The organism is Paludisphaera borealis (genome assembly GCF_001956985.1).
Classification (GTDB): domain Bacteria; phylum Planctomycetota; class Planctomycetia; order Isosphaerales; family Isosphaeraceae; genus Paludisphaera; species Paludisphaera borealis.
In genome coordinates, this window is sequence record NZ_CP019082.1 from 3,041,506 (window position 1) to 3,066,846 (window position 25,341).

Genomic DNA, 25,341 nt, shown 5'->3' on the forward strand with positions numbered 1-25,341 from the left:
GCCGGCGCGCAAGAGACTGCGCCTTGCCAAGCCGGCGGTCCATCGCGACAATCGAGTGATCGATTTTCGGGCATCCTTGCTGCAATGATCCGGGCTCGCCCTTGCGGTCCGAAGCAGGCTGGTCCGTCCCCGTCGCATTCGACTCGCCTTGCCAACGGCTCCAGGGATTCGGTTCATGAGTAATGAGAGACGCTTCGCTCTTTTCGCCGTGGTGACGTTCGGCTGGCTCGTGGGGGGCCAATACCTCCTCCAGGCTCTCGGGCTGGCCTCAGCCACGAAGAAGGCCCCCGCCAACGTCGCCAAGGCGGCCGAGGACGCGGCCAAGAAAGCATTCGACGAGAAGAAGGCCGAACGGCCCAAACCCGACGAAGCTCAAGGTGTCGCCAAGGCGAAGGATCAACTCGCCCCCGAAAAAAAGGCCGACGCCGACAAGCCGAAGGTGGCGCTGGTCCCCCCCGGCGAGCTCGTGATGGGCTCGCTCGCCGACAAGTCGCCGACCGGCTACCACCTCGAAGTCCAGCTCGAACAGAAAGGCGCGGGAGTCGATTCGGTCTTCTCGTCGCAGTTCGACGCCGATTTCGAGGCGCGGAAGAACCCCCACAAGCCGCTGGCGTTGATCCGCCGCGACACGGCCTGGCCCCCCTCGCTGGCCCTGACCCTCAGCCCTCCCGACTCGTTCGGCCAGGGGGCGCCCTTGCCCCTGGCGGACCGCGAGAAGGCTGAAAACGAGGCCGACGCCCCGGCCGCGCCGCCGTCGGAAGACCTGCTCGACGCCCAGCTCTGGGAAGTCGTTCGTGACAACGAGGGCCGCGCCGTCCGGCCGCTGAAGCGCGACGCCGAGGCCGGCAAGCCCGCCGTCGAGGGGCAAGCGGTCGTCTTCAAGACCGTCGCCGACAACGGCGTCGTCGTGACCAAGACGTTCCGGCTCTGGCAGGCCGCCGACGGCTTCGAGGTCGAGCTGCGCTTCGAGAGCCCCGACAAGGAACGCTCGTTCGTCTACAACCTGTTCGGCCCCCACGGAATCCTGATCGAGGGCGACTGGTACACGACCACCTTCCGCGACGTCTTCTTCGGCACGACCGACAAGGGGGCGAGCGGCCTGGAGACGTACTCGGCCGACGTCGTCGCCAAGGACCCCGCCAAGGCCACGAGTACGTCCCTGCCGCTGCGGTTCACCGGCATCGAGAACCAGTACTTCGCCATCCTGGCCGCCCCGGTCCCCACGCCCAAGACCCAGGAAGAGCGGCTCGAACGCGAGACGAAGGCGGTCCTACTCCACCGCGATCCGGCGCTCCACAAGTCGGACGTGGGCGTGCGGATCACCTCGAAGCCGGTCGTCGTCGGTCCCAACCTGGCCCACACGCACACCTTCAATGTGTTCGCCGGCCCCAAGACGTCCGAGGCCCTCGCGCCCTACGGCGCAGAAGACCTGGCTTCGTACCGCAAGAGCTGGATTCCCGCCGCCCCCTGGATCGCCCGGGTCCTGATCACGCCGACCCTGTCGTTCACGTACAAGATCACCGAGGTCGTCGGCAAGTTCTTCGGCGGCAGTCGCGGCAACGCCGGCGTCGCCATCATCCTCCTGACCTTGATGGTCAAGATGATGATGTTCCCGCTGGGACGCAAGCAGGCCCTGATGGCCCAGCGCAGCCAGCAGCTTCAGCCGTACCTCAAGGAGATCCAGGAGAAGTACAAGGAAGACAAGGAACGCCTGACCAAGGAGACCTTCGCGCTTTACAAGAAGCACGGGGTGAACCCTGTCAGCGGCTGCTTGCCCGCCTTGATCCAGCTCCCGATCTTCGTCGGCCTCTGGCAGGCGCTCAACACGTCGATCTCGCTCCGGCACGCGCCGTTCTTGTGGATCAACAACCTCGCCGCGCCCGACATGCTCTTCAAATTCCCGTTCGAGATCACGTTCCTTGGCTGGTGGTTCAACCTGCTGCCGATCATCGTGGTCGCGGTGATGCTCGTGCAGACCAAGTTGTTCTCGCCCCCGGCGACGACCCCCGAAGCCGAGATGCAGCAGAAGACCATGAAGTACATGATGGTCTTCATGGCCGTGATGTTCTACAAGGTGCCCGCCGGCCTGGGATTGTACTTCATCACCAGCAGCCTATGGTCGATCGGCGAGCGTCTGCTGCTGCCCAAGATCACCCATGAAGCCCCGCCGGCCCCGGACAAGGGTGACGAGGGTTCCAACGGGTCTGCTCCGGCGACGCCCAAGCCCCCCAGCGGCATCGCGAAGTTCTGGACCCGGATTCTCGACGAGGCCCGCAAGGACCCGACCTACCGCAAGATGGTCGACGACCGCGACGGCGGCGCCGGCTCCAAGAGCAAGGACCGCCCCAACGGCGCCAACGACCGCCGCGACCGCGATCGAGGCAAGCCCCGCGCCCGCCCGGGACGGAAATGAGCTGACCAAATAGGAAGGGAGCGCGGCGACCGTGCTTTCGGCGTTTGATCCCGAAGACACGATCGCCGCGACGGCCAGCCCTCCGGGCGCGGGCCTGCGCGGGCTCGTCCGGTTGTCCGGACCGGCCGCCTGGCGGATCGCTCTCGGCGGGTTCAAGCCTGAAAACCCCGGGCCGCCCCGACGGTCGCCCCAGGTCGTCGCCGGGGTTTACCGACTTCCCGGCCTGCGCCCGCCGCTTCCGGCCAGCGTCGCGCTCTGGCCGGGGCCTCGAACGTACACCGGTCAAGAGCTGGCCGAGATCCACGCGCCGGGCTCGCCGCCGCTGCTCGCTTTGCTGCTCGGACACTGCCTCGACCGCGGCGCGCGGCACGCTCAGCCGGGCGAGTTCACGCTGCGAGCCTTCCTATCAGGCCGGATCGACCTGACGCGGGCCGAGGCCGTTCTCGGGGTGATCGACGCCCGCAATCAGGGGCAGCTCGACGCCGCCCTCGAACAGCTTGCTGGCGGCCTTTCGACGCCGATCACAGCCCTGCGCGATCGCCTGCTCGACCTCCTCGCCCACCTGGAAGCCAACCTCGACTTCGTCGATGAGGCCGACGTCGATCCCCTCGCCCGCGCCGAGCTGGCCGACGAGCTGGACGACGGGGCCAAAACGCTCGACCTCCTCGCCGGCCGGCTGGGAAGCCGCGACCGTTCGGCCGGGCATCCTCGGGTCGTCCTCGCCGGCCCTCCCAATGCGGGTAAGAGTCGGTTGTTCAACGCGCTCATGCGGGGCGAGCACGCCATCGTCTCGGCCCGGGCCGGCACCACCCGCGATTATCTGAACGGACTCTGCGACTGCGACGGCCTTGTGGTCGAGCTGGTCGACACCGCCGGAGTCGAGACGCCCGACGACGCCGTCACCGCCCAGGCCCAGAAGCTCCGGGCCGACGAGACCGACCGCGCCGACCTCGTCCTCTTGTGCGCCTCGGCCGACCTCGACGAGCCCATCGCCACGATCCAGGCCGACGACGACCGGCTTCTGCGGGTCTGGAACAAGAGCGATCTAGGCTCCCCGCCGGGTGACGGCGACTGGCTGGCGACGAGCGCCGCGGCGGGCGATGGAATCGCGGCGCTGCGTTCGGCCGTCGCGCGCGCGATCCGAGGCCAGCACCGCGAGGGCGACCTCGCCACGACGACCTCGGCCCGCTGCCGGGACAGCCTGATTCAAGCCGCCGCCGCGCTCCGCGACGCCTCGGCCACGATCCTCGACGGCGGCGGCGATGAGCTGGTGGCCCTCGATCTCCGTCTCGGCCTCGACGAGCTGGGCAAGGTCACCGGCGCGATCGTCACCGACGACGTTCTCGACCGCATCTTCCGGCGGTTCTGCATCGGCAAGTGAGTGCGTTCCGGCTGGAATAGGTTTATCTTGAATCGGTTCGATGATCCTCCTCCCTCGTTCCAGCCAGGACGAAGTTCATGCTCAAGAAAATCCCGAACATTCTGTCACCGGAACTGCTGCTGATGATCGCCCAGATGGGGCACGGCGACGAACTGGTGATCGCCGACGCCAACTTCCCGGCCGTCAGCAACGCGAAGCGACTCGTCCGGGCCGACGGCCACGGCGTGGCGGTGATCCTGGAGGCGATCTTGCAACTGTTCCCGCTCGACAGCTTCGTCGAGAAACCCGCCGCCGTGATGCGCCGGATCGACAAGCCCGGCGAGCCCGCGCCGATCTGGGCGGAATACCAACGCATCCTCGACAGCGCCGAGGGGCGGCACATCGCGCTCGAACAGGTCGAGCGGTTCGCCTTCTACGATCGCGCCAAGACTACCTTCGGCGTGGTCGCGACCGGCGAAGGGGCCCTCTACGGCAACATCATCATCAAAAAAGGCATCATCGCCCCGACCTGATTCTTCCCCCTCCCAGGCCGACGGCCCCGTCCGCGCCCGCCGCGTTATTGCGGTTCGTTGTGCTGCGGCTGGGGCGCGGCCTCGAGCGCGGGATGGGTCGCGCCGTTGCCTTCGGTCGGAGGGGGCGAAGTGGATGCGAGCGTCGGTTCGCGGCCTAGCAACTGGTCGAGATGGAGCCGCGCGGGGTCCGCGAAATCGGAGTGGTTGGTCAGCTTGAGAACGCGCTGAAAGTCGGCGATCGCGTTGACGGAATCGCCTTTTCTGGCAAAGCAGATCCCGCGATTGAGGTAACCCTCGACGTCGTTGGGACGTATGTTCATAAAATGATCGAAGTCGTCGGCGGCCGCGTCGAGTTCGCCCAGCTCGGTCCGGAGTCGGCCGCGGCGCAGGTAGGCGCCGGCGAGCTGGGGGTCGCAGCGCAACGCGTGGTCGTAATCGGTCAAGGCGGCGGCGTTCTCGCCCTTGGCCTCGTAAACGCAGCCGCGCTGAAGATAGGCTTCGCCAAGGTACGGCGCGATCTTGACGGCCTCGTTGTAGGCCGCCATCGCCGCGTCGTAGTCGCCGTGCACGAGGCTGATTCGGCCGTCCTTGAGGTGGCCGGGGAGGGTCCGTCGCCGCCGCCGCTGCGTCGTCCAGAGCACCTGCAGCATCACGAAGACGGCGGCGGCCGGAAGGCCCAGAAGCGCCACCCGCGCCTGGAACCGGGCCGTCTCGGAATACCGCCAGTGCTTGATCGTGACGTACTCGTCTACGCGCTCGACGACCCTCTGCTCGTGGATCAAGAACAGCGCGAACATGAGCGCGAGCACGCCGAGCAGGCCCAGCGTATGCGCCAAGGGGCGGAGCCGGCCGATCGAGAGCAACAGCGCCGCGATCACGATCACGGCGACGCCGCACAAGAAGAGTTGGGTGATCGCCGCCTGATCGAACCAGCCGACCACGCGATTGTAAAGCTCGATGCTTCTCATCGCAGGAATTCTCTCTGGGTTGCGCTCCGCACGCGGTTGTAACGCCTTCTATCGCGTCTTATTCAGCTCGCTGGAAACGGCGGCCCCGAACGCCCCAGCGCAAGGCCCGCGGCTTTCATCCAAGCTTTTTCAATTCTAAAAGAATCAGACACGAGGTGACCCAGGGATGGCGAGGTGGGTTGCATCTTCACTTTAAGAATGCAACCAAGCGTTGTCAACAAAGCACCCGCTGCGGGCGCTCATTTCGGGATCTGCCGCCTCGGCCGATTTTCCGAGCCGGACGGCTTATACGCTCCGGTCTGGGACTCAAGTCCCTTCGAATTCTCAACGACGGAAAACGGCTGCTATATTCCTTTCAGATGCATGCGGGAGCGTGGTCGAACGAACGGAAGCAACACCCCAGACGCAAGGTTGGGCTCACCATGCCGCGAGCGCGAAGACGGCGGAATCGGATTCACGACTTCCACGCGTTGGAAGATCGCACACTCCTGACCACGCTGATCGCGCTCGTCGATTCCGGTGTGGACCTCACCGATCAAACGGTCCTCCCTTATCTGGATCTGAACTCGGGATACGACGCCTACAACAAGGTCGCGTACACCACGGGCGGGTCCCAGACGGTGCAGGACACGAGCCTCCAGCACGGCCACGGCTCGGTCGTCGCCGGCATGATCGTCCAGGGGATCAAGGACGCCTCGGCCGCCGCGGGCTCCACCCCGGTCGACGTCAAGATCATGCCGATCCGCGACACCTCCTCGGGTCTCAACATCGACAAGGACGCGCTCATCCGGGGGGTGTTCTACGCCGCCGACCACGGCGCTTCGGTCATCAATCTGAGCGTCAACACGTACTACAACCCGAGCCTCGACGACCCGTCCTCGCCCTACAACGGCGAATCGCTCGTGCAGGCGATCCAGTACGCCGAGACCAAGGGCGCCGTCGTCGTCACCGCGCCGGGCAACGGGACGTCGAACATCGACTTCATCCCGGTCTTCCCCCCCTACGCCGACGATCCGGCCTACAGCGCCTATCGGCCCACGCCGACCAACGTGCTGGTCGCCGCCGCGGTCGACGCCCTGGGCAATCTCACCTCCATCTCGAACTGGGGGCCGATCCATGTCGACCTCGGCGCCTACGCTGGACCGGAAGGCGCCACGTCGTACTCGGCGGGCTACGCCTCGGGGGTCGCCGGGGTCGTGTCCAACCTGATGCCCGCCGGACGAACCGCCCGGAATGTGATCGACGTCCTCGACCAGACCGTGACGCCCCACGCGCAGTCCGTCGGCGCGTGGTCGAGCACCGGTGGAGTGTTGAACCCCGCCGCGGCCGTCGCGCGGGTGCTTCAGCCCCTCCAGACCGCCGCCGGCCCGGTCGCCATCGACGCCGGCGGCGGCGCGAGCGGGTCGTACCGTTCCGACGCCTATTTCAGCGGCGGGACGACCTACACAACCGCCTCGGCCGTCGATGTCGGCGGCGTCGACTCCCCGGCTCCCCAGCAGGTGTACCAGTCGGCCCGCCAGGGCGATTTCTCGTACACGATCGGCGGCCTCGTGGCGGGCGGGGCGTACGACGTCCGCCTCGACTTCGCCGAGCTGTCGGTCTCGGGCGCCGGCCAGCGGCTGTTCAACGTGTCGATCAACGGCGCGACGGCCCTGAACAACTTCGACGTCTTCGCCCAGGCCGGCGGCATGAACAAGGCCGTCGCCCGCGACTTCATCATCCGGGCCGACGCCTCGGGAACGATCCTGATCAGTTTCGCGTCGGTTCATGGAGGGGCCGAGGTGAACGGCATCGTGGTCTCGACCGCGACCGACCTCGCCCTCAAGAGTCCCGTCTTCTCGTCGACCATCGAAAACACGGCCTTCAACCCCCAGGCGGCCGTCGACGGCAACTCGACCACCCGATGGTCGAGCGGCCAGTGGATGCAAAACACCGGCACCGGCTGGATCACCGTCGACCTCGGCGACCTCTACAACATCGCCGACGTTTACATGAACTGGGAGAAAGCCTACGCGGTGAACTACGAGATCCAGGTCAGCCCCGACCTCGTCTCGTGGACCACCCTCCGCGCCGTGACCGGTCGCTCGGCGCCCGGAATCGACGACGAGGCGGGCCTCTCCGGCGTCGGCCGCTACGTGCGGATCTACTGCACCCAGACCAACGCCACCGACAACTACTCGCTCTACGACCTCAACGTCTACGGCACGCGTCTGAGCAACCTCGCGGCCGGCAAGCCCGCGACCAGCTCGACCGTCGAGAGCGCGGCCTATCTCCCCGCCAACGCCGTCGACTCCAACTCCACCACGCGCTGGTCGAGCGGCCAGTGGATGCAGAACACGCAGACCGGCTGGTTCGCCGTCGACCTCGGCGCCCTCTACAATCTCAGCGGCGTCCAACTCAACTGGGAGACCGCCTACGCGGTCGACTACCAGATCCAGGCGAGCACGAATGGGACCGACTGGACCACGCTGAAGACGATCACCGACAATGCGCAGAAGGGGATCGTGACGTTCGACGACCTCTCGGGCGTCGGCCGCTTCGTGCGGATCTACTGCACCCAGACCAACGCCACCGGCAACTACTCGCTCTACGACGTCAAGGTCTACGGAACGCCACTCACCGACCTGGCGGCGGGGAAGTCGGCGACGTCGTCAACACTCGAAGGCCCAGGCTTTGAGGCCTCCCGCGCCGTCGATTCCAATTCGACCACGCGCTGGTCGAGCGGCCAGTGGATGCAGAACACCCAGACCGGCTGGATCGCCGTCGACCTCGGCGCCCGGTGCAACATCGACGACGTCCGGCTCAACTGGGAGAAAGCCTACGCGGTCGACTACCAGATCCAGCTCAGCGACGACGGCGTGAACTGGACTACCATCCGCGCCGTGACCGGCCGGAGCGCCCCGGGGCTCGACGATCAATCCGGCCTGTCGGGCTCGGGCCGCTACATCCGGATCTATTGCACCAAGACGAACGCCACCGGCAACTACTCGCTTTACGACCTTCAGGTGTTCGGCGCTCCGGCCTCCTCCGTCACTCCACAAGCCGCCCTGTCGACGAGCCTTGCGGCTTCGCCGATCACGGCCCAGGGCCCAATCGCCGCCGGGAAACCTTCCACGATCAAGCGGTCGCCGGCCAACGGCTGGCTGCTTCAAGGCCGACCAAAACCCAACACCCCGCCACTCGCGCGGCTCGGACGCCCGTTCCCTGGCATCCCGAGTCGCAAGTCCGACCTATGATGAGGGATGGTTTCCGCCAGGGCTGTTCATCCACGGAGGCAGGATGGACAGCCCAAGCCCGGGTCGCTAGACTCCCTTAGCTGCCGGCGATCGCAGAACGCGTGCAAGGATGGCGCCGTGACTGTACAACAGGTAAACTCCAGGCCGCCTGAGCGTCAAACCGCTCCTCCACCCGCCTCTTCTTGTCGCATCTCCGGGCACCTCTCGGTGCTCGACGGGGTACGCGGCCTGGCGATCTTGCTCGTCTTGAGTTACCACTTCACCATGGGGATGACCGGCCAGGGCCTCGCCGCCCGGCTGTTCTTCAAGGCGACCTCCGTAGGCTGGTGCGGGGTTGATCTCTTCTTCGTTCTCTCCGGCTTCCTCATCACGGGCATCCTCTGCGACGCCAAGGGTTCGCCGCATCGATTCCGGAATTTCTATGCGCGGAGGGCGCTGCGGATTTTCCCCCTCTACTACGGAGTCCTGATCGGGGTCTTCGCCGGCCTGCCGCTGATCGCGACGACGACTGGAGGCTTCGACGGCGTCGAAGACGCCTACATTTGGCTCTGGTCGTATGGCACGAACATCCTCGTCGCGTTGCGCGGGGAGTGGTTCCCGCTCAGCCACTTCTGGACTCTGGCCGTCGAAGAGCATTTTTACATATTCTGGCCGGCGGTCGTGTTCCTGTGCGACCGCAAGACGGCAGTCCGAGTCTGCTTGGGGATGACCCTCCTCGCGCTGGTTGCGCGCGTCTGGCTCGTCAGTCAGGGCGCGGTCCTCGCCGCGTACTGCCTGACGGTTTGCCGGATGGACGCGCTGGCGATGGGCGGCCTCGTCGCCCTGGCTGCCCGGGGGCCGCGAGGGTTGGGAGTCTTGGCTCCGCATGCCAGGACGACTCTACTGCTCGGCGCGACTGCCCTGTCGGCCCTGGTCGGCTGGCGGTTCGGACTGGCGTTCCATGACCCGGTGATCCAGACGGTCGGCTATCTCGCGCTCGCCGTCTGCTTCGCCGCGTTCCTCGCCCTGGTCGTGGCGGCACCCGCCTCAAGCCCTCTCGCAATCGCCTGCAACCTCGCCCCGCTGCGATCCCTCGGCCGCTACAGTTATGGCCTTTACGTTTACAACTCCATTTTCATCCTTCTCGCCGAAGGTTCATCGCTGCTTCCCCGACTGGTCGCCTGGTCGGGATCGACGGCCGTGGGACGGCTCCTCTACGTCACACTCGCCGCGTCGTCCACGCTGGCCGTCGCTTGGCTCAGTTGGCATCTGCTGGAGAAGCCGTTTTTCAAGTTGAAGAGGCATTTCCCGAGCGGGTTGGATGCGAATAACCTCCATTCCCCAGACGACTCGGCCCGGACTCCAGGTTATGCTTCGGCCCCGCTTTGCCCTCTCAAAGCTTGACCGATTCGGCAGGCCGCCCGGATATCATCTCGCGGGCTTACGAGTCTCCACTCCAGGTTCAGGTGAACCGAATGCAGAACCTCGCGGTCAAGAACGTGATCATTGGCGCGGGCGCGATGGGCGCGGCGGCGGCTTACCACCTCGCCCGGCGCGGCGAAGAGGTCTGGCTGGTCGAGCAGTTCGCGCTCGGTCACGCGCGCGGCAGCTCGCACGGCGCGGCCCGGATCATCCGCCATTCGTACGCCGATCCCGATTACGCCCGGCTCATGCCCCTGGCCTACCGCGCCTGGCGCGAGCTTGAAGCCGACGCCGCCCTGCCCCTCTTCATCCGGACCGGCGGCGTCTCGTTCAATCCGTCGAGCGTATCATACGTCGAGCAGGTGGCCGAAAACCTCCAGGCGCTCGACGTCCCCCATCGCAGGATGTCGGGAAAGCTCTGGAACGAGGCCAACCCGGCTTTCGGTCTCCCCGCCGATTACGACGTCGTCTTCGAACCCGACGCCGGCATGCTCACCGCGTCGAAAGCCGTCGCGACCCAGATCGAGCTGGCCAGCCGGCTCTCGCCGAAGACGCGAGTCCTCCCCGAAACGCCGGTCCGGCGCATCGATCTCGACGGCTCCCGCCCGGTCGTGGTCACCGACGACCTGACGATCGAGGCCGAGCGGCTGATCGTCGCCGCTGGATCATGGGTCGGCCGGCTCCTGCCGGACCTGGCGTTACCCGTCCGGCCGACGCGGCAGCAGGTGCTCTACTTTCGGCCCGGCGACCGCGCGCCGTTCGAGATTGCTCGGTTCCCCGTCTTCATCTACATGGGCGAGAGCCCCGACCAGGCGTTCTACGGCATGCCCGACTTCCAGGGCCTGGGCGTCAAGGTCGCGCGTCACGGCGGCCCGGATGCCGATCCCGACAACCCCGACCCCGAGGTCGGCGAAGCCTACCGAGATCTCGTCCGCGATTTCCTCCGCGCCCACATCCCCGCGCTCGGCTCGGCCGATATCGGCCTCACCGAAGTCTGCCTCTACACCATCGCCCCCGGCGAGCGGTTCCTCGTCGACTTTCACCCCGCCCGCTCCGACGTCCTGATCGCCAGCCCATGCAGCGGCCACGGCTTCAAATTCTCCTGCCTCATCGGCCGCGTCCTCGCCGACCTCGCCGCCAACGGCGCGACCGACGTCCCCATCGACGCCTGGAAGCGCGTTTGAACGCGGACGCCCGCGCATTCCTCCAACGATATGGGTAACGGGTAGTAAACTCAGGATAGGGAACTCTCCCTCCGTGGGCTCCCCTGCGCTCTTTAACAATTCGGTCGCGGTAACAGGCCAGCACCAACCAAGGTCGTTCCAGAAAAAACGCGCAAACGAACCCAATCTCTCCAGGACTGGCCGGAGCCTCGCCTTCGCGTGATCCCCCCAGAAAGGCGCGCGAACGAACCCAATCCCCGGAGACGACCGAGGATCGCGTCCAAGCTCGAAAGCCGAGCTTTCAGCGCGAACGAAGCCAAATCGCCGATATCCTCTGATCTACAAATCAGCAAAGGCTTTACGACTCACAACAGGACTACCTGCGGGGCGCGAACGAACCCAATCGCGAGCTTCCCGCCGAACCATCGAATCCCGAATTTCTCGGCCGATCGAACCCATTTCCCCGGCCGTGTTCCGGCACGCTGTTCGAGGACACGCGGGCGGAAAACGGCGCGAACGAACCCAATCGACGGCTGGGGACGCGTCGTCCGGGAAATGCCTCGGGTGGCTGGGGAGGAGCGAAGCGACGCCCCAGGATGGACGCCCCGGCCCCCGCCTCTGTGGCATACTGCCACAGCCACCCACCGGTACGGTGTTCGAGGAGACGAGGGCTGAGAACGGCGCGAACGAACCCAATCGACGGGAGGGGGCGCGTCGTCCGGGAAATGCCGAGCAAAGCGGAAAGGCCGACGATGAGGCGCGGGGGATGCGGGGGCTCGCTCGCGCGGTTGCCGGCGGTCGGCGGTTTCTGCTACGCTTTACCGTTCAAAACTCCAACCCCTTCGACGTCAACCCTTAAGGCATGACACCGATGATCGACCCCCGGGTGGCCAGCGGGCTGCGAGACCTGCTCCCCGCCGAGATGATCCCCCGCGAGCGCATCCTGGCGACGTTCCGGCATACCTTCTCCTCGTACGGCTTCCTGCCGATCGAGACGCCGCATATCGAGCGGATGGAAGTCTTGACTGGCAAGGGCGCCGGGTCGGACGAGGTCTTGCGGCAGATCTTCGAGGTCACGAACAAGGGGGGGACGCCCGGCGAGCTGGCCTTGCGGTTCGACCTCACCGTCCCCCTGGCCCGGTTCGTCGCCAAGCACATCGAAGAGGTTGGCATCCCGTTCAAGCGGTACGCGATCGGGTCGGTGTTCCGAGGCGAGCGGCCGGCCAAGGGTCGGTTTCGCGAGTTCGTCCAGTGCGACTTCGACACGATCGGCACCGAGAGCGCCCTGGCCGACGCCGAGACGGCCCAGATCATCCACGAGTCCCTGAAGGCCGCCAAGGTCCCGCCGTTCACGATCACGCTCAACAACCGCAAGATCCTCGACGGCTTGCTCGAATCCCTCGACCTCGCGGGCAAGACGGGCGCGGTGCTGCGGTCGCTCGACAAGCTCGCCAAGATCGGCCGCGACGGCGTGGCCGCCGAACTGCAACGGTCAGACGTCGAGGGGAATTCGGGCCTTAGCAACGACCAGGCCGCCCGGATTCTCGACTTCGCCGAGACCGGTCGCGGCGGGGCCGAAGTCCTCAACGCAGCCGAGAACCGGCTGGGAACGCACCCGAAGGCCGCCGAGGGGATCGCCAACCTTCGCACGGTTTTCGACCTGCTTGACGCTGGCGGGGTCTCCTCGGATCGCCTGGCGATCGACTTGGGGCTGGCCCGGGGGCTCGACTACTACACGGGGATCGTCTACGAAACCACGGTCGACGGCTGGGAGAAGTTCGGCAGCATCGCCTCGGGGGGGCGGTACGACAACCTGGCGAGCCTGTTCATCTCGCGCCGGCTTCCCGGCGTCGGGGCGTCGATCGGGCTCGACCGGCTGATGGCCCTGATGGGCGAGGCCGGCTGCCTGGGCGGGACGACGGCGACGGCCCCGGTGCTGATCGCTAACTTCCCCGGCACCGACCCGGCCGTCGGCTTCCGGATGGCCGCCCAGCTTCGCAAGGCTGGCATCGGGGTTGAGATCTACCCCGAACCCGCACAGATCGGCAAGCAGATGGGATACGGGTCGAAACACGGGCACAAGCTGGCGATCATCGTCGGCCCCAACGAGGTCGCCGCCCAGGTCTTCAACATCCGCTACCTCGCCACCCGCCACGAAGATAAGGGGCTGGCCTGGTCGGTCCTCGAAGACTCGGTCCAGGGCGCCCTTCAGATTCTCGAACAAGAGGACTTGCGCTCATGACTGCGAGCCGATCGGCGGACGAGGCCCGGTCTCTCGCGAGTGCGGCGGAACAGCACGTCGGACTCGTGCGCGGGACGCGGGACTGGCTGCAACGCGACTACGCCCGGCTGGCCACGCTGGAACGACGGCTGCTCGACCAGTTCGCCCGCGCCGGCTATCGGCCGGTCCGGACGCCGGTGCTGGAGCTGTCGGACCTGCACGAGCGCAAGAGCGGCGCGGGGATCGTCGCCAAGCTGTTCGAGGTGTCGGGCGCGGGGACGGCCGGAATCAGCCTTCGCCCCGAGCTAACCGCCGGAATTGTAAGAGCTTACGTCGAATCCGGCGAGCCGGCTTCGCTCCCCTGGCGGGCGAGCATGGCGGGCCCGGTCTTCCGGTTCCTGCCTCCTGGCCGGATCCACGACCGCGAGTTCACCCAGGTCGGCGTCGAGCTGATCGGCGCCGGCGGCCCCGCGGCCGACGCCGAGGTGATCTGGCTGGCCGACTGGTCGCTGCGGGCGCTCGGGGTCGAGCGGCCGTCGATCCGGATCGGCCACGTCGGTCTGATCCTGGAGCTGCTGGGCCGGTCGGGCCTACCCGTCGCGGCGACCTCGGCCCTGATCGAATCGCTCAGCGAGGCCGCCAGCGAGGGCCAGGACGTGCGGTCCCTGGAATCGGCCCTCGACCGGCTCGCCGCCTGGCTGGGCTCGGGGCCGGCCGACGACGGCCGCGAAGCCTCCCCGACGACCGACACGGCCGACGAACCGGCCGTCGACCGCCTATTCCGGCACCTGGTGCCGGACGTCGCCGGCCGCCGCTCGGGCGCCGAGATCATCGGCCGGCTGAGGCGGAAGTGGGAGCTGGGCCACTCGCTCCACGACGCCCTCCAGAACGTCCGCGAACAGGTCCGCACCCTGGCCGACCTGCGCGGTCCGGCGGCCGAAGTTCTGGCCCGGCTCGATCGCGACTACGCCGCCCTGGCCCCCGCCTCGGTCGCCGCGATCCGCGAGCTGACCGTCCTGCTCGAACAGCACGGAGTCGACCTCGGCCGGGTCGAGCTCGACCTGGGCTTCGGGCGCGGGATCGGCTTCTATACCCAGATGATCTTCGAGGTCTCCGTGCCCACGCCCGACGGCCCCCTGGAAGTCTGCGGCGGCGGCCGGTACGACGGCCTCGCCCGCGTCCTGGGGAGCGACCGCGACGACCGAGGAGCGGGGTTCGCCTTCGGGCTCGAACGCCTCTACCAGGCCCTCGGGGCGTCCCGTACCGAAGCCGACGCCGCCCCCCCTTCCCGCGGCTATCTGGTGACGACCGCCGGCGCTCCGGGGGTCGACCGCGACGCCGCCGCCCTGGCCACGTTCCTCCGCGACCGCGTCGACCTGCCGATCGTATTGTCGGACCTCGGGTTCGACGAGGCGGTCCGCTACGCCCAGGAACTGGGCCTGGAGCATCTGGTGGTCGTCGAACCGACGATCGAGGTGTGGAACCTCGAGCACGGCGACGTCCGGTCGGTCAGCGGCGGAGAACTAGTCGAACAACTGCGGAGCCGGCTTTCGGTGGTCCGAGGAGACGCCCTATGAACGGCACGCAACGTGTTGATCCGATCCGCCTGGCGATGCCCTCGAAGGGGCATCTCTACGAGGGGATCATCGAGATCCTCAAGACCGCCGGCTACAAGGTCCGGCGCGTCAGCGACCGCCAGTACGAGGCGACGATCTCGGGCCAGCCCCGGTTCCACGTCGTCTTCATGCGGCCGACCGACATCGTGCTCCAGGTCCAGGAAGGCCGCTGCCACCTGGGGGTCACGGGGATGGACGTCTACGCCGAGCACGCCTTCGAGGCGCAGCAGGCGGTAGTGGTCGACCCTGACCTCGGCTACGGCGGCTGCCGCCTGGTGGTGGCGGTTCCCGAGAGCTGGGTCGACGTCGGCCACGTCCTCGACCTGGTCGACCTGACCAGCGAGTTCAAGTCGGCCGGCAAGACGTTCCGCGTCTCGACCAAGTACCCCGCGCTCGTCCGCCAGTACTTCCGCAAGTGGGGCATTTATTATTATCAGTTGATCAATTCCGAAGGCGCCCTGGAGCTTCACCCGAGCCTGGGCATCGCCGACGTGATCGTCGACTTGACCAGCTCGGGCGTCACGCTCAAGGACAACCGGCTGCGGGAAATCGCCGGTGGGATCGTGCTCGACTCGGCGGCCTGCCTAATCGGCCACGCGCCGAGCCTGGCGTCGCTGGCCGACGAGGGGGAGACCGGCCCCTTGGCCCTGTTGCTCGACGCCCTCGACGGCGTGCGACGGTCGGAAGGGCTGCTGCACCTGGAAGTGGTCGGCGGTCCGGCCGAGCCAGGTCCGGAGACGGCGGCGAAGGTCGCCGACTACCTCCGCGAGCAAGGCGCCCGGCACCTCGTCCGGGGCGAAGTCTGGGACGACCGGGGGCTCCCCGGTTGGCGAGTCACCGCGCTGGTCGCAGCCAAGAAGCTCACCGCCTGCCAGCGGGCCCTGCTCGGATTGGGCGCCAGCCGGATCGTCGGCCTCCCCGCCCAGTTCGTCTTCGACCGCGCCGCGGCCTCGACCTTCGACGACCTGAAAAAACGCCTCGCCGACGACGGAGGCGCGACCTCCTAACCGGGCTCCACGACCAGCGAGCCATGCCCATTGTTTGATAAGAGTAAAGCACCGGCGAGGGTTGCAGACATGCTCAGGCACCTGGAAGCTGAATGTCGCCAACCACTCGCCGGCGCTGTCTCACGAGATTCGGTTCGGGCCTCTCAGCCACGCGGCGAGGCCGCCAGAATGAATGGATCATGCCGGATTCTCCTGAAAACGGGAGACGAAGCCAGGATGAATCCCCCCCGCGACCGCGTCCCCGCTGGAACCGACGGAGAAAGAAATCGCGAGTCGGCGGTCGTCGAAAGCCTGGGCGATGAATCGATTGAGACGCACAAGCTTGTTGTTTCGATTCATAATGATGATCCGCCACCAAGGCAAAATCAACAATCAAACTCAAATCTTTAGTGAATTAATCCTTTTTAATTTCTCAAATCGACGATCGAAAGACCTCTGAAATACAAGCCGCCCCCGATCCTTCCTTGGCCGTCGTGGCCGAGGCGCATGCACCGGGGTTCCATTCACGGTGGGAGGACGTTCGATGCGGATCGCCGTATTCAGCACCAAGTCGTACGACCGGACGTTCCTTGAGGCCGCGGCCCAGGGGTCGGGGCACGAGCTTCGGTTCTTCGAAGCGCGGCAGACGCGGGACACCAGCGGCCTGGCGCGGGGGTTTCCGGCCGTCTGCATTTTCGTCAACGACGAGGCCGACGAGGCGACGCTGGAGGCGCTCGCCGAGGGAGGGACGAGGCTCGTGGCGTGCCGTTGCGCGGGGGTCAACCAGGTGGACCTGCGCGCCGCGAAGCGACTGGGGCTGACCGTCGCGCGGGTGCCGGCGTACTCGCCGCACGCCGTGGCCGAGTACGCCGTCGGCCTGATCCTCGCCCTCAACCGTCATATTCATCGGGCCTTCAACCGGGTCCGCGAGGGGAACTTCGCGCTCGACGGCCTGCTCGGCTTCGACCTCCACGGCAAGACGGCGGGCGTGGTCGGGACCGGGAAGATCGGAGCGATCGTCGCCAAGATCCTCGACGGCTTCGGCTGCCGCGTCCTGGCCTTCGATAAATACGTCAACCCGGGGTGTACGGCTCTCGGCGTCTCGTACGTCGGCCTCGACGAGCTGCTCGCGGCGTCGGACGTCGTCACCCTGCACTGCCCGTTGACCCCCGAGACCGACCGGCTGATCAACGCCGATGCCCTCGCGACGATGAAGCCGGGGGCGATGCTCGTGAACACCAGCCGGGGCGAGGTGATCGACACCGCCGCAGTGATCGACGCCCTCAAGTCCGGCCGCCTGGGCTACCTGGGCCTCGACGTTTACGAGGAGGAAGAGAACTTCTTCTTCGAGGACTTCTCCGACCGCGTGATCCAGGACGACGTGCTCGCGCGACTGCTGACGTTCCCCAACGTTCTCATCACCGGGCACCAGGCGTTTTTCACCCGCGAGGCGCTCGGGAACATCGCCGAAACCATGGTCGCCAGCTTCACGGCCTTCGAGCAAGGCCGGGAACTCCCCAACAAGGTCGAGCCTGAGCCGGCCGCGCCCGTCCGAGGCGAATCCTGAGCCTTCGGGCCGCCTCCGATTCAAGCCGCGAGCCCGGGAGGACGATCATTGTGTCGGACGCACTCCCACACATAAGGAAACTCACGGATGAGTTTAGCGATTTTGGCGGTCGTCGGGGCCTGGACGGCCGCCGGCGTCCCCTCGACCGACGCCTACCTCGGCCTGCCGGAATACAGTTTCCAGAGCGACGCCCGGGGGCCGTTCACCCCGTACTCGCCCCAGCCCGGCGACATCTTCCTGGCGACCGACCAGCGCCTCTGGTTCCGGATGGGCCACACGATCGCCGGAGCCAAGGGGATCCATCATTCGGGACTGATCTTCGCCAAGCCCGACGGCACCCTCGGCCTGATCGAAGCCGGTCCGTTCAAGAAGATGGACGTCAACATCATGGTCCCTCATGAGCACATGTCGAAGCACGTGGCAGTGGGCGACTCGGTCTGGATTCGCAGACGGCGGACTCCGCTGACGCCGGAGCAGTCGGCGCGGCTGACTGAGTTCGCGATGCGGCAGGATCGCAAGCCGTTCGCCGTGGCCCGATGGCTCGTGCAGGTGACGCCGCTGCGGGTCCGGGGGCCGTTCCGGACGTATTTCGTGGGCAAGCCCAACGGCGACCGCCCCCGCTGGTGGTGCTCGGAGCTGGTCACCGAGTGCTTCGTCCACGCGGGCGTCTTCGACGCCGAGACCTCCCGCCCCGCGGCGACCTACCCCAGCGACCTCTTCTTCGGCAAATCGTACAACCTGTACGTGAACTCGCACCTCGACCTCGAACCTGGCTGGGACCCGCCCGCCCGCTGGATTCCCGCAAGCGTGATGCCGAGCTTCCCCCCCGCTCCCAGCTCCAACTGAGCCGAAGAAACGAGGAAATCCGTCCGCGATCCCAACGTCATCGCGCGCCCGCCCGGATCGCCTCCATGGGGGCGAGTCGCGAGGCTTTCCAGGCGGGGTAGAGGCCGCCGATCGTCCCCATGACCACCGACAGCCCGAGGCCGATCGCGATCTGCTTGGGCGAAGCCGCGAGGTGCAGCCCGCCGGTCAGGAAGTGGTTCGCCACCGCCGCCGCGGCCAGCGTGATCAAACAGCCGAGCACGCCGGCCGCTAGCCCCAGGAAGGCACTTTCGGCCGTGATCAGCTTCAGGACGTCCTTGCGCGACCATCCGTTGGTCCGCAGAACGCCGAACTCGGCGAACCGCTCCATCGTGCTCATCAGCATCGTGTTCACGATCCCGACCACCCCCACCAGGAGCGCCAGGCTGACCACCAGCATCAGACCGTTGTTGATCTCGGTCATGATCGAGCCGAAGTTCGCCTGGAATTCCCGCATGTTGAGGGCGTCGACCCCCGGCACCGCGGCCTCAATGGCGCGGGCGACCTGGTCCATCTGGTCCGGCCGCTCGGCTTCGACGTAGAAACACGAAACCTGCCCCGGAGCCAGTCCCAGCAGCTTGCGGGCGATGCCGATGTCCATGACCAGGATGTCGTCGAACAGCATCGAGCCGGTGTCGTAAATCCCGACGATCTGGAACTCCATCTCGCCGATCCGGAGCGAGTCCCCCACCTGCTTGGGCTTGCCGGCCGCGTCAAGGTGACGCCCTGCGGTCTTGCGGCTGATCACCACGCGCGGCTGGTCGCGGTCGTCAAGGGTCAGGAACCGGCCCTGCTTGATCGACTTGGAGTAGACGCCGGTGCGCGACCGAAGGTGGGTCTCGATGTCCTGGCCGAGAACCGCGGCGGCGTCGAGGATGCTCTGCATCCGCTTGGTCTTCGACGTCCAGTTTTCGAGCTTGGTGAGGTTGCGGAACAGGCTGGTCCCCTCGATCGGCGGGGCGGCCTCCCAGACCTCGGCCGCGACGAGCCGGACCCCCGGCACCTGGCGGATCTTCTCTTCAAGGTCGGCCCGGAGGTGGCTGAAGATCGGCGCGGGGGCGTCTTCGCGCAGCACCAGCATCCCCTGGACCTGCCCCAGGGTCTCGCCGAGCAGGTTCCGCATGCCGGCCGACAGACTGATCAGGCCCAGGACGCCGACGATGGGGATCGAGAGCCCGACCAGGCCGAGCACCGTGCGCACCGGCCTCGTCCACAAATTCCGAAACGCAAACCTCAACATCCGCGCGCCCCGCCCTTCTCGTTCGCGAAGAATCGACCCGACGTCGCCATTGGAACCGATCGACGCCTCGGCCGCCACCTCGCCGCCCGAACCATCCGATTCCTCGGCTCGACGGTTCGTCGATCGCGGCCGCCTCGGTCCGGATCTTGCAAGGAGACAAGGGGAAGCAGGCTGAGACGGTCCGCTATCCGTGACCTAGAGTTGAAATGGAGAGACTTGGACGTCTTCGAGTCCCGTAGTCGGCGACCTTATCGAGAAGTGCCATGACGAGCAACCCGCGACGTTCTTTTCGAGGTGACGCGCCGCAGATCGGCAGCCCCGTGCTCGAACGCCGATTCTGGACGCGCGAACCCGCCAGGGACGCCGAAGCGACCCTGACCTGGACTCAAGACGGGGCCGAAGTCGCCGTCGCGGCCCACCTCGTGGATCTCAGCGTCCGCGGCGCGGCGGTGATCCTCGCCAAGATCCCCCCGCGCGGGGCGGTCATCCGGCTCGGACTCGCGGCGGTCGAGACGGCGACCGTGGAGGGTCGCGTCGTCGCGATGCGGCTTCACCCCAAGCGCGGCTGGTTGATCCTGCACATCAAGTTCACCGCCGACTGCCCGAAAGCACTCTACGACCAGGCGGTGGACGGCGCCGATGGCGAGGGCTGATCGAACCGATCGCTGCTCGCCGTGACGCCTACCCCCCCCCCGCGCCACCGACAGTCATTTCAACAAATGGCGTTGAAAAAAGGCGACGAAGTCGCGAGGCATGCCGTCCTCGGGGTTCGGGGTGTCCCGATAGTCGTCCTCGTGGCGGAGGATGCATTCAATCTGCAAGGGGTCGAGCCGCTCCTTGAGGGCGATCCCGAAGTTGGGATGGTGGATGCCCTCCCCCGGGCGCGCGTCGCTCGGCAGCGGCCCCTTCGGTTCGGAGTAGTAGAGGAACACCGGCGGGTCGTCGACCGACACGTGGTGCAACGGCGAGGCGTCCTCGAACAGCGAGCCGCAACTGGGGCCGTCGAGGTCGGCGTCGGGCTTGAGGCCGAAGAAGGGACGGATCGCCGCGTGCTCATGAGCCCGTCCGCCGATCCATCGCTTGATGAATCGGGGGTCGTACGACGTCTGGGCGCCGACGCCGCCGATGCAGACCAGGCGCGTCGACTCCCTCCCGACCGGGTCGGGGTCCGAGGGGTCGGCCATGTCGCCCTGAAAGCCGACCCAGAGCGCGATCCCCGCCCCCGCCGAGTTGCCGCACGCGGCGATCCGGTCCGGGTCGATCCCGAGCGCATCGGCCTTATGCCGCAAGAACTGCACGGCGCGGGCGCCGTCGAGCATCGGACCGGGATAGGGCGACTGCCGCGAGAGCCGGTAGTTGGCCGAGGCCACGGCGATCCCCTCCGCCAGACACCGCCGGACCAGCCACGCCGGGACGCTCGACTTGTCGCCGCCGAGGAACCCGCCGCCGTGGAAGAAGATCACCACCGGAGCGGGCCGGCCGCCGAGCTTCTCTCTGGGGGGCGTCCAGACGTCCATGACGTTGCGATCGAACGGCCCGTAACGAAGCTCCGCGACGTCGGGCCGCGGCCTGACGGTCGCCATCCGCCTCTGGATTCTCACGACCGCCTCGTGGGAGACCGGTACGAACAAACCGAGCAGGCCCATCAGGGCCAAAGGATGAGAACGCGACAGCCAGCTCATGGGTGTGCCTCGAAGTGGTCCGCGCCGCCAGCCGCCCGCTGGCGTTGATCGCTCCAACTTAAAGGTGTCGCACCGAGCGTTCCAATTCCATGAGAATCTCGGCGCAACGGCTCAGCACCGTAACGAGAATCCGGATTCGGGCGATCAAGCGGCCGTGAGCGGGCCCTCGCCAGGATCTCGTTCGCTCCGTTGATGTTGTAGGCTTGGGACAGGGTGGAATCCGTGGCCGCGCTACCGAAGCGCTTGCTGGTGAGAGGACGGGCCAGATCGTGTCGCCAATACACCTTCGAACGCCGGACCGGGACGGGTCGCAGAGGAATCGAAAACGCCGGCTCGCCTTCGACGGGCTCGAAGCCCGCCGCTTGCTTGCGACCTTCTACGTCACCGACGCGGTGGATTCGAATGCGCCGGGGACGTTGCGGTACGCGATCAACCAGGCCAACCAGAGCACCGGGGCGAACGACATCGCCTTCGCCCTCCCCGCCTCGACCGCCCCGCTGCTGAATTCGCCCGCCCCGGGCTTCAACCCGACCACCCAGGTCTGGACGATCCAGCTGCAATCCCCCCTGCCGCCGATCACCCGGCCGCTGATCATCGACGGGTTCTCGCAGGCTCACGCCGGGGTGGGCTATCGGTATCCCGTCGACCTCATATCGAATCCGCCTACGATCCACGTCATCCAATCGACGGCCAACACGCTGGTTGCGCGCGACGGCCAGGACGCCAAGGTGCGGGTCGTCCTTGATGGCTCGCTCATCGTCAACCCGTCGAAGATCGGGGTGGAGGTCGACGCCTCTCAGGTGGCGATCCGGGGGATGGCGATCACGGGCTTCCATACCGGCGTTCAGGTCGACCAGCTCGATCCTCAGGGCAATCCGGTGAAGGGAACCTTGATCCAGGGCAACTTCATCGGTGATTACCCGGTCTATCCGGTCGACGCGGCGAGCACCGGCAATCCCCTGCCGGCACCCAATAACGTCTGGACCTACAACGGGTCGAACTCGGGCGTCGGGATCTTGGCCTGGGCCGCCAATACGACCATCGGCGGCGAGAATCCCCAGGACAGCAACGTGATCACGGCGAACGGCCTGGAGGGGATCGTCCTCAACGTCCCCGCGACGGGGGGCGTGGTCTCGGGGAACCAGATCGGCGTGATGAGCCTGGCCGACGGCCGGTATTCGTTGAACGGCAACGGCTACGCGGGAGGCCTGTCGTCCGACGGCGTTCTGGTCCTCGCTTCGAGCGTCCTCATCGGCGGCACAAGCGCGAAAGCGGCCAACGTCATCTCGGCCAACGCGGGCAACGGCGTCCACGTCTCGGGGGCGACCGTCACGGAGACGATCATCGCGTCCAACATCATCGGCCTGGCACCCGGGGGCGGCTATTTGTTCGGGACGGGCAACCCCGGCAACGGTTACGACGGCGTCCGGATCGAGAACGCGACCACGAACTCTATCAGAAACAACACGATCTCCTCGAACGGCGGCGCGGGGGTCCGGCTGATGGGGATCACGGCGACCGGCAACACGCTCACGGGCAACCTGATCGGACTGACGGCCGATGGTCTGGCGGTGAAGGGGAATTTCGGCGAGGGCGTGGCGGTGTACGCGCCCCAGAACACGATCGGCGCGGGCAACGTGATCTCGGGCAACCTCCGCGGCGTCGGCGTCTATGGACCGCTCGCCAGCGGCATCTTGATCCAGAACAACCTGATCGGCACGGATATCACCGGCAAGGTCGACCTCGGCAATGCGCAAGAAGGCGTTTTGATCCAGGATTCGAGCGACGACCGGATCCTCGGCGACGCCAAGGGGGGCCAGGTGATATCGGGCAACCTGATCGGGATCTCGCTCTCGAGCCTGTCGACGATCCGTACGCTGGTCCAGGGCAACTTCGTCGGCACCGACGTCACCGGCACGGCCGCGATCCCCAACGCGCACGAAGGCGTGCTCGTGCTCGACGCCGGGGGCAATACGATCGGCGGAACCACGCCCTCGGCCCTGAACCTGATCTCGGGCAACCACTGGGGCGTCCGGCTCCACGGGGTCGGGACGACCGGCGACCTGGTCGAAGGCAACATCATCGGCGCCGACATCACCGGCAAGCTGCCGATCGGCAACGAGGTCCACGGCGTCATCGTCAGCGGCTCCGCGTCGGGCAACATCATCGGCGGCGTCGATCCGACCGCCGGCAACATCATCGCCTTCAACTTCATAGCTGGCGTGCAGATCGTATCGGGCGTCGGCGACGCCGTCCTCTCGAACAGCATCTTCCAGAACGGCAAGATCGGAATCGACCTCTACGTCCCCGGCGACACCCCCTCGGGCGCCACGCCCAACGCGCCCGCCGGAACGCCCGGCCCGAACAACCTTCAAGCCCATCCCACCCTGACCGCCGCGCTCACCGGCTCGGGCGCGAAGATCCAGGGGACGCTCGTCAGCACCCCGAGCGCGACCTTCTTGATCCAGTTCTTCAGCAGTCCGATCCGCGACCTGTCGGGCTTCGGCCAGGGCCAGACCCTCGTGGGGACCGCCCTCGTGACGACCGACGCGACCGGCTTCGCGGCGATCGACGCCGCCTCGACGGCCGCCATATCGCCCAACGCCTGGATTGCCGCGACCGCAACCAACGTCGCCTCCGCCGACACGTCGGAATTCTCGAACTCCGTCTCGGCCGTCCCGGTCAGCATCCAACTTTCCTCCGACGTCTACACGACGACCGCCCTGGCCGGCGCGGTCTTGATCGACGTCCAGCGCGTCGACAATCCCAACGCGATCGTCTCGGTGAACTACGCCACCGCCCCCGGCTCGGCCCCGTCCGCGACCGCCGGCGTCGACCACGTGAGCGCCTCGGGCACCTTGACGTTCCAGCCGGGCGAGTTTCACAAGACGATCCGGATCGACCTCCTGCCCAACCCGTCGCGGACCACCACGACGTCGAACATCAGCCTGACTCTCAGCCAGCCCTCGGTGGGCGTGACGCTCGGCTCGCCCTCGACGGCCACGGTCACGATCAACAACAACCTGCCGCCGACGCTCGCCTTCGGCGCGTCGACCTACTCGACCTATTCCACCTCCGGCTCGATCGTCGTGACGATCAATCGGAGCGGGGCCGACCTGAGCACCGCCAGCTCCGTCTCGTTCGCGACGGTCGACGGCACGGGCGTCGCGGGGGTCGACTACACGACGACCGCCGGCACGGCGAGCTTCCTCCCCGGCCAGACGAAGGCCACCTTCTCGGTGCCGATCCTTGCCGCCGCCCAGGCCGCGGGAACGCGGACCGTGGGCCTGGTCCTCTCCAACCCGGCCGGCGGGGCGACGCTCGGCGGCCCGAGCGTCGCGATTCTGAACATCGTCACGGCTGCGTCGCCCGCCCCCGGGCCGGTCGACACGGTCCCTCCCCATGTGACCAGCCAGCAGCTTTTTTACGGCCCTGGGGGCGTGGCGGGGATGGTGCTCGGCTTCAGCAAGCCGCTCGACCCGGCGCGGGCCGTCGACCTCGGCAACTACGGCTATTACGTGTACAAGCTCGGTCGCGACGGACGCTTCGGCACGCGCGACGACTCGTACGTCGCGATCGCGTCGGCGACCTACGACGCCTCGCGGTACGCCGTGACGCTCACGTTCGCCAGGGGACTCGGCTCGGCGGGAACGGCCCGGCTCGTCGTCAACGGCCTCGCCAGCTATACGCTGAACCGAGGCGTCGCCGACACGTCGGGCAACCTGCTCTCGGGCGTGGGCGACAACGTGCCAGGCTCGTCCTATACAACCAACTTCAGCCTGGCGGCCCCGAAGCCCGTGACGACGGTCGGCCGATCGCCGATCACGCGAACGCCCGTCGTCCGAGCTCCGATCGTTCGGGCTCCAGTCGTTCGAAAGACCTTGCCGCACCCCGTGGCCCGGACGCAAACGCGGGGGCGCTGAGCATCCGTCACCCCTTCCCGGAGAGCCGGGGGATCTTCTTGATGTTCCCTTTACAAGCTTCCGGCGGTTCCCTCACAATGTTGATTTGAATTTTGCTTTCCGGAGTCGGCCCGCGCGCGGGAGTCCCCGGAAGTCGAGATTTCCCACTCGCATTCTCAGCTTGGATAC

Annotated in this window: 16 protein-coding genes; 13 read left to right on the forward strand and 3 right to left on the reverse strand. The window is 67.0% G+C overall.

The genetic code is table 11. The features are described 5' to 3' along the window. Positions 1-175 precede the first annotated feature (175 nt). From BSF38_RS11785 to BSF38_RS11795, 3 genes are all read left to right on the forward strand, one after another. A complete protein-coding gene (locus BSF38_RS11785) occupies positions 176-2,413 on the forward strand; it encodes a YidC/Oxa1 family insertase periplasmic-domain containing protein (RefSeq protein ID WP_076345807.1) in 2,238 nt (745 codons plus the stop codon). Between the two features lie 31 nt (positions 2,414-2,444). After that, complete coding sequence (locus BSF38_RS11790) at positions 2,445-3,794, forward strand: tRNA modification GTPase (RefSeq protein ID WP_076345809.1); 1,350 nt, start codon at positions 2,445-2,447, stop codon at positions 3,792-3,794. 77 nt (positions 3,795-3,871) lie between these two features. After that, on the forward strand, positions 3,872-4,306 hold the full coding sequence (locus BSF38_RS11795) for an RbsD/FucU family protein (RefSeq protein WP_076345811.1): 435 nt from the start codon (positions 3,872-3,874) through the stop codon (positions 4,304-4,306). Between the two features lie 44 nt (positions 4,307-4,350). On the opposite strand, the gene BSF38_RS11800 is transcribed toward BSF38_RS11795, so the two are convergent. Next, entirely contained in the window at positions 4,351-5,274 is a 924-nt protein-coding gene (locus BSF38_RS11800) for a tetratricopeptide repeat protein (RefSeq protein WP_076345813.1), read from the reverse strand. 422 nt (positions 5,275-5,696) lie between these two features. Between BSF38_RS11800 and BSF38_RS11805 the strand changes: the two genes are divergently transcribed. The 8 genes from BSF38_RS11805 to BSF38_RS11840 all read left to right on the forward strand — a co-directional run bounded on the left by BSF38_RS11805 (position 5,697) and on the right by BSF38_RS11840 (position 18,310). Beyond that, complete coding sequence (locus tag BSF38_RS11805; protein WP_168189365.1) at positions 5,697-8,510, forward strand: discoidin domain-containing protein; 2,814 nt, start codon at positions 5,697-5,699, stop codon at positions 8,508-8,510. A gap of 207 nt (positions 8,511-8,717) precedes the next feature. Continuing rightward, entirely contained in the window at positions 8,718-9,893 is a 1,176-nt protein-coding gene (locus tag BSF38_RS11810; protein WP_076345817.1) for an acyltransferase family protein, read from the forward strand. A gap of 71 nt (positions 9,894-9,964) precedes the next feature. Further along, a complete protein-coding gene (solA, locus tag BSF38_RS11815) occupies positions 9,965-11,095 on the forward strand; it encodes an N-methyl-L-tryptophan oxidase (RefSeq protein ID WP_076345819.1) in 1,131 nt (376 codons plus the stop codon). Positions 11,096-11,945: 850 nt separating this feature from the next. Then, positions 11,946-13,316 (forward strand): histidine--tRNA ligase, encoded by a 1,371-nt coding sequence (gene hisS / locus BSF38_RS11820; RefSeq protein ID WP_076345821.1) that lies wholly within the window; start codon positions 11,946-11,948, stop codon positions 13,314-13,316. Continuing rightward, the gene (locus BSF38_RS11825; RefSeq protein ID WP_076345823.1) at positions 13,313-14,872 is read left to right on the forward strand and encodes an ATP phosphoribosyltransferase regulatory subunit; all 1,560 of its coding nucleotides are present in this window, start codon (positions 13,313-13,315) and stop codon (positions 14,870-14,872) included. The genes hisS and BSF38_RS11825 overlap by 4 nt, the downstream gene beginning before the upstream one ends. After that, positions 14,869-15,918, forward strand: coding sequence for an ATP phosphoribosyltransferase (gene hisG / locus BSF38_RS11830; protein WP_076345825.1), 1,050 nt, complete (start codon positions 14,869-14,871; stop codon positions 15,916-15,918). The genes BSF38_RS11825 and hisG overlap by 4 nt, the downstream gene beginning before the upstream one ends. 523 nt (positions 15,919-16,441) lie before the next feature. Further along, positions 16,442-17,464, forward strand: coding sequence for a 2-hydroxyacid dehydrogenase (locus BSF38_RS11835; protein ID WP_076345827.1), 1,023 nt, complete (start codon positions 16,442-16,444; stop codon positions 17,462-17,464). An 87-nt stretch (positions 17,465-17,551) separates the two neighbouring features. Then, complete coding sequence (locus BSF38_RS11840; protein ID WP_145952082.1) at positions 17,552-18,310, forward strand: C40 family peptidase; 759 nt, start codon at positions 17,552-17,554, stop codon at positions 18,308-18,310. Positions 18,311-18,347: 37 nt separating this feature from the next. Here BSF38_RS11840 and BSF38_RS11845 read toward each other — a convergent pair whose 3' ends face one another. Continuing rightward, complete coding sequence (locus BSF38_RS11845; RefSeq protein WP_237170855.1) at positions 18,348-19,529, reverse strand: ABC transporter permease; 1,182 nt, start codon at positions 19,527-19,529, stop codon at positions 18,348-18,350. Between the two features lie 302 nt (positions 19,530-19,831). Between BSF38_RS11845 and BSF38_RS11850 the strand changes: the two genes are divergently transcribed. After that, positions 19,832-20,221 carry a PilZ domain-containing protein gene (locus BSF38_RS11850; RefSeq protein WP_076345831.1) on the forward strand — a complete coding sequence of 130 codons (390 nt, stop codon included), beginning with the start codon at positions 19,832-19,834 and terminating at the stop codon, positions 20,219-20,221. A gap of 54 nt (positions 20,222-20,275) precedes the next feature. On the opposite strand, the gene BSF38_RS11855 is transcribed toward BSF38_RS11850, so the two are convergent. Further along, positions 20,276-21,250 (reverse strand): alpha/beta hydrolase, encoded by a 975-nt coding sequence (locus BSF38_RS11855; RefSeq protein WP_076345833.1) that lies wholly within the window; start codon positions 21,248-21,250, stop codon positions 20,276-20,278. Positions 21,251-21,519: 269 nt separating this feature from the next. Here BSF38_RS11855 and BSF38_RS11860 point away from each other — a divergent pair, with 269 nt between their 5' ends. Continuing rightward, complete coding sequence (locus tag BSF38_RS11860; protein WP_145952083.1) at positions 21,520-25,173, forward strand: beta strand repeat-containing protein; 3,654 nt, start codon at positions 21,520-21,522, stop codon at positions 25,171-25,173. Positions 25,174-25,341: the final 168 nt, after the last annotated feature.

Bases quoted from the DNA above. Each gene is read 5' to 3' on its own strand.
- BSF38_RS11785 (WP_076345807.1), top strand. From the start codon at position 176: ATGAGTAATGAGAGACGCTTCGCTCTTTTCGCCGTGGTGACGTTCGGC.
- BSF38_RS11795 (WP_076345811.1), top strand. From the start codon at position 3,872: ATGCTCAAGAAAATCCCGAACATTCTGTCACCGGAACTGCTGCTGATG.
- BSF38_RS11800 (WP_076345813.1), bottom strand. From the start codon at position 5,274: ATGAGAAGCATCGAGCTTTACAATCGCGTGGTCGGCTGGTTCGATCAG.
- BSF38_RS11805 (WP_168189365.1), top strand. From the start codon at position 5,697: ATGCCGCGAGCGCGAAGACGGCGGAATCGGATTCACGACTTCCACGCG.
- solA (WP_076345819.1), top strand. From the start codon at position 9,965: ATGCAGAACCTCGCGGTCAAGAACGTGATCATTGGCGCGGGCGCGATG.
- hisS (WP_076345821.1), top strand. From the start codon at position 11,946: ATGATCGACCCCCGGGTGGCCAGCGGGCTGCGAGACCTGCTCCCCGCC.
- BSF38_RS11825 (WP_076345823.1), top strand. From the start codon at position 13,313: ATGACTGCGAGCCGATCGGCGGACGAGGCCCGGTCTCTCGCGAGTGCG.
- hisG (WP_076345825.1), top strand. From the start codon at position 14,869: ATGAACGGCACGCAACGTGTTGATCCGATCCGCCTGGCGATGCCCTCG.
- BSF38_RS11835 (WP_076345827.1), top strand. From the start codon at position 16,442: ATGCGGATCGCCGTATTCAGCACCAAGTCGTACGACCGGACGTTCCTT.
- BSF38_RS11840 (WP_145952082.1), top strand. From the start codon at position 17,552: ATGAGTTTAGCGATTTTGGCGGTCGTCGGGGCCTGGACGGCCGCCGGC.
- BSF38_RS11850 (WP_076345831.1), top strand. From the start codon at position 19,832: ATGACGAGCAACCCGCGACGTTCTTTTCGAGGTGACGCGCCGCAGATC.
- BSF38_RS11855 (WP_076345833.1), bottom strand. From the start codon at position 21,250: ATGAGCTGGCTGTCGCGTTCTCATCCTTTGGCCCTGATGGGCCTGCTC.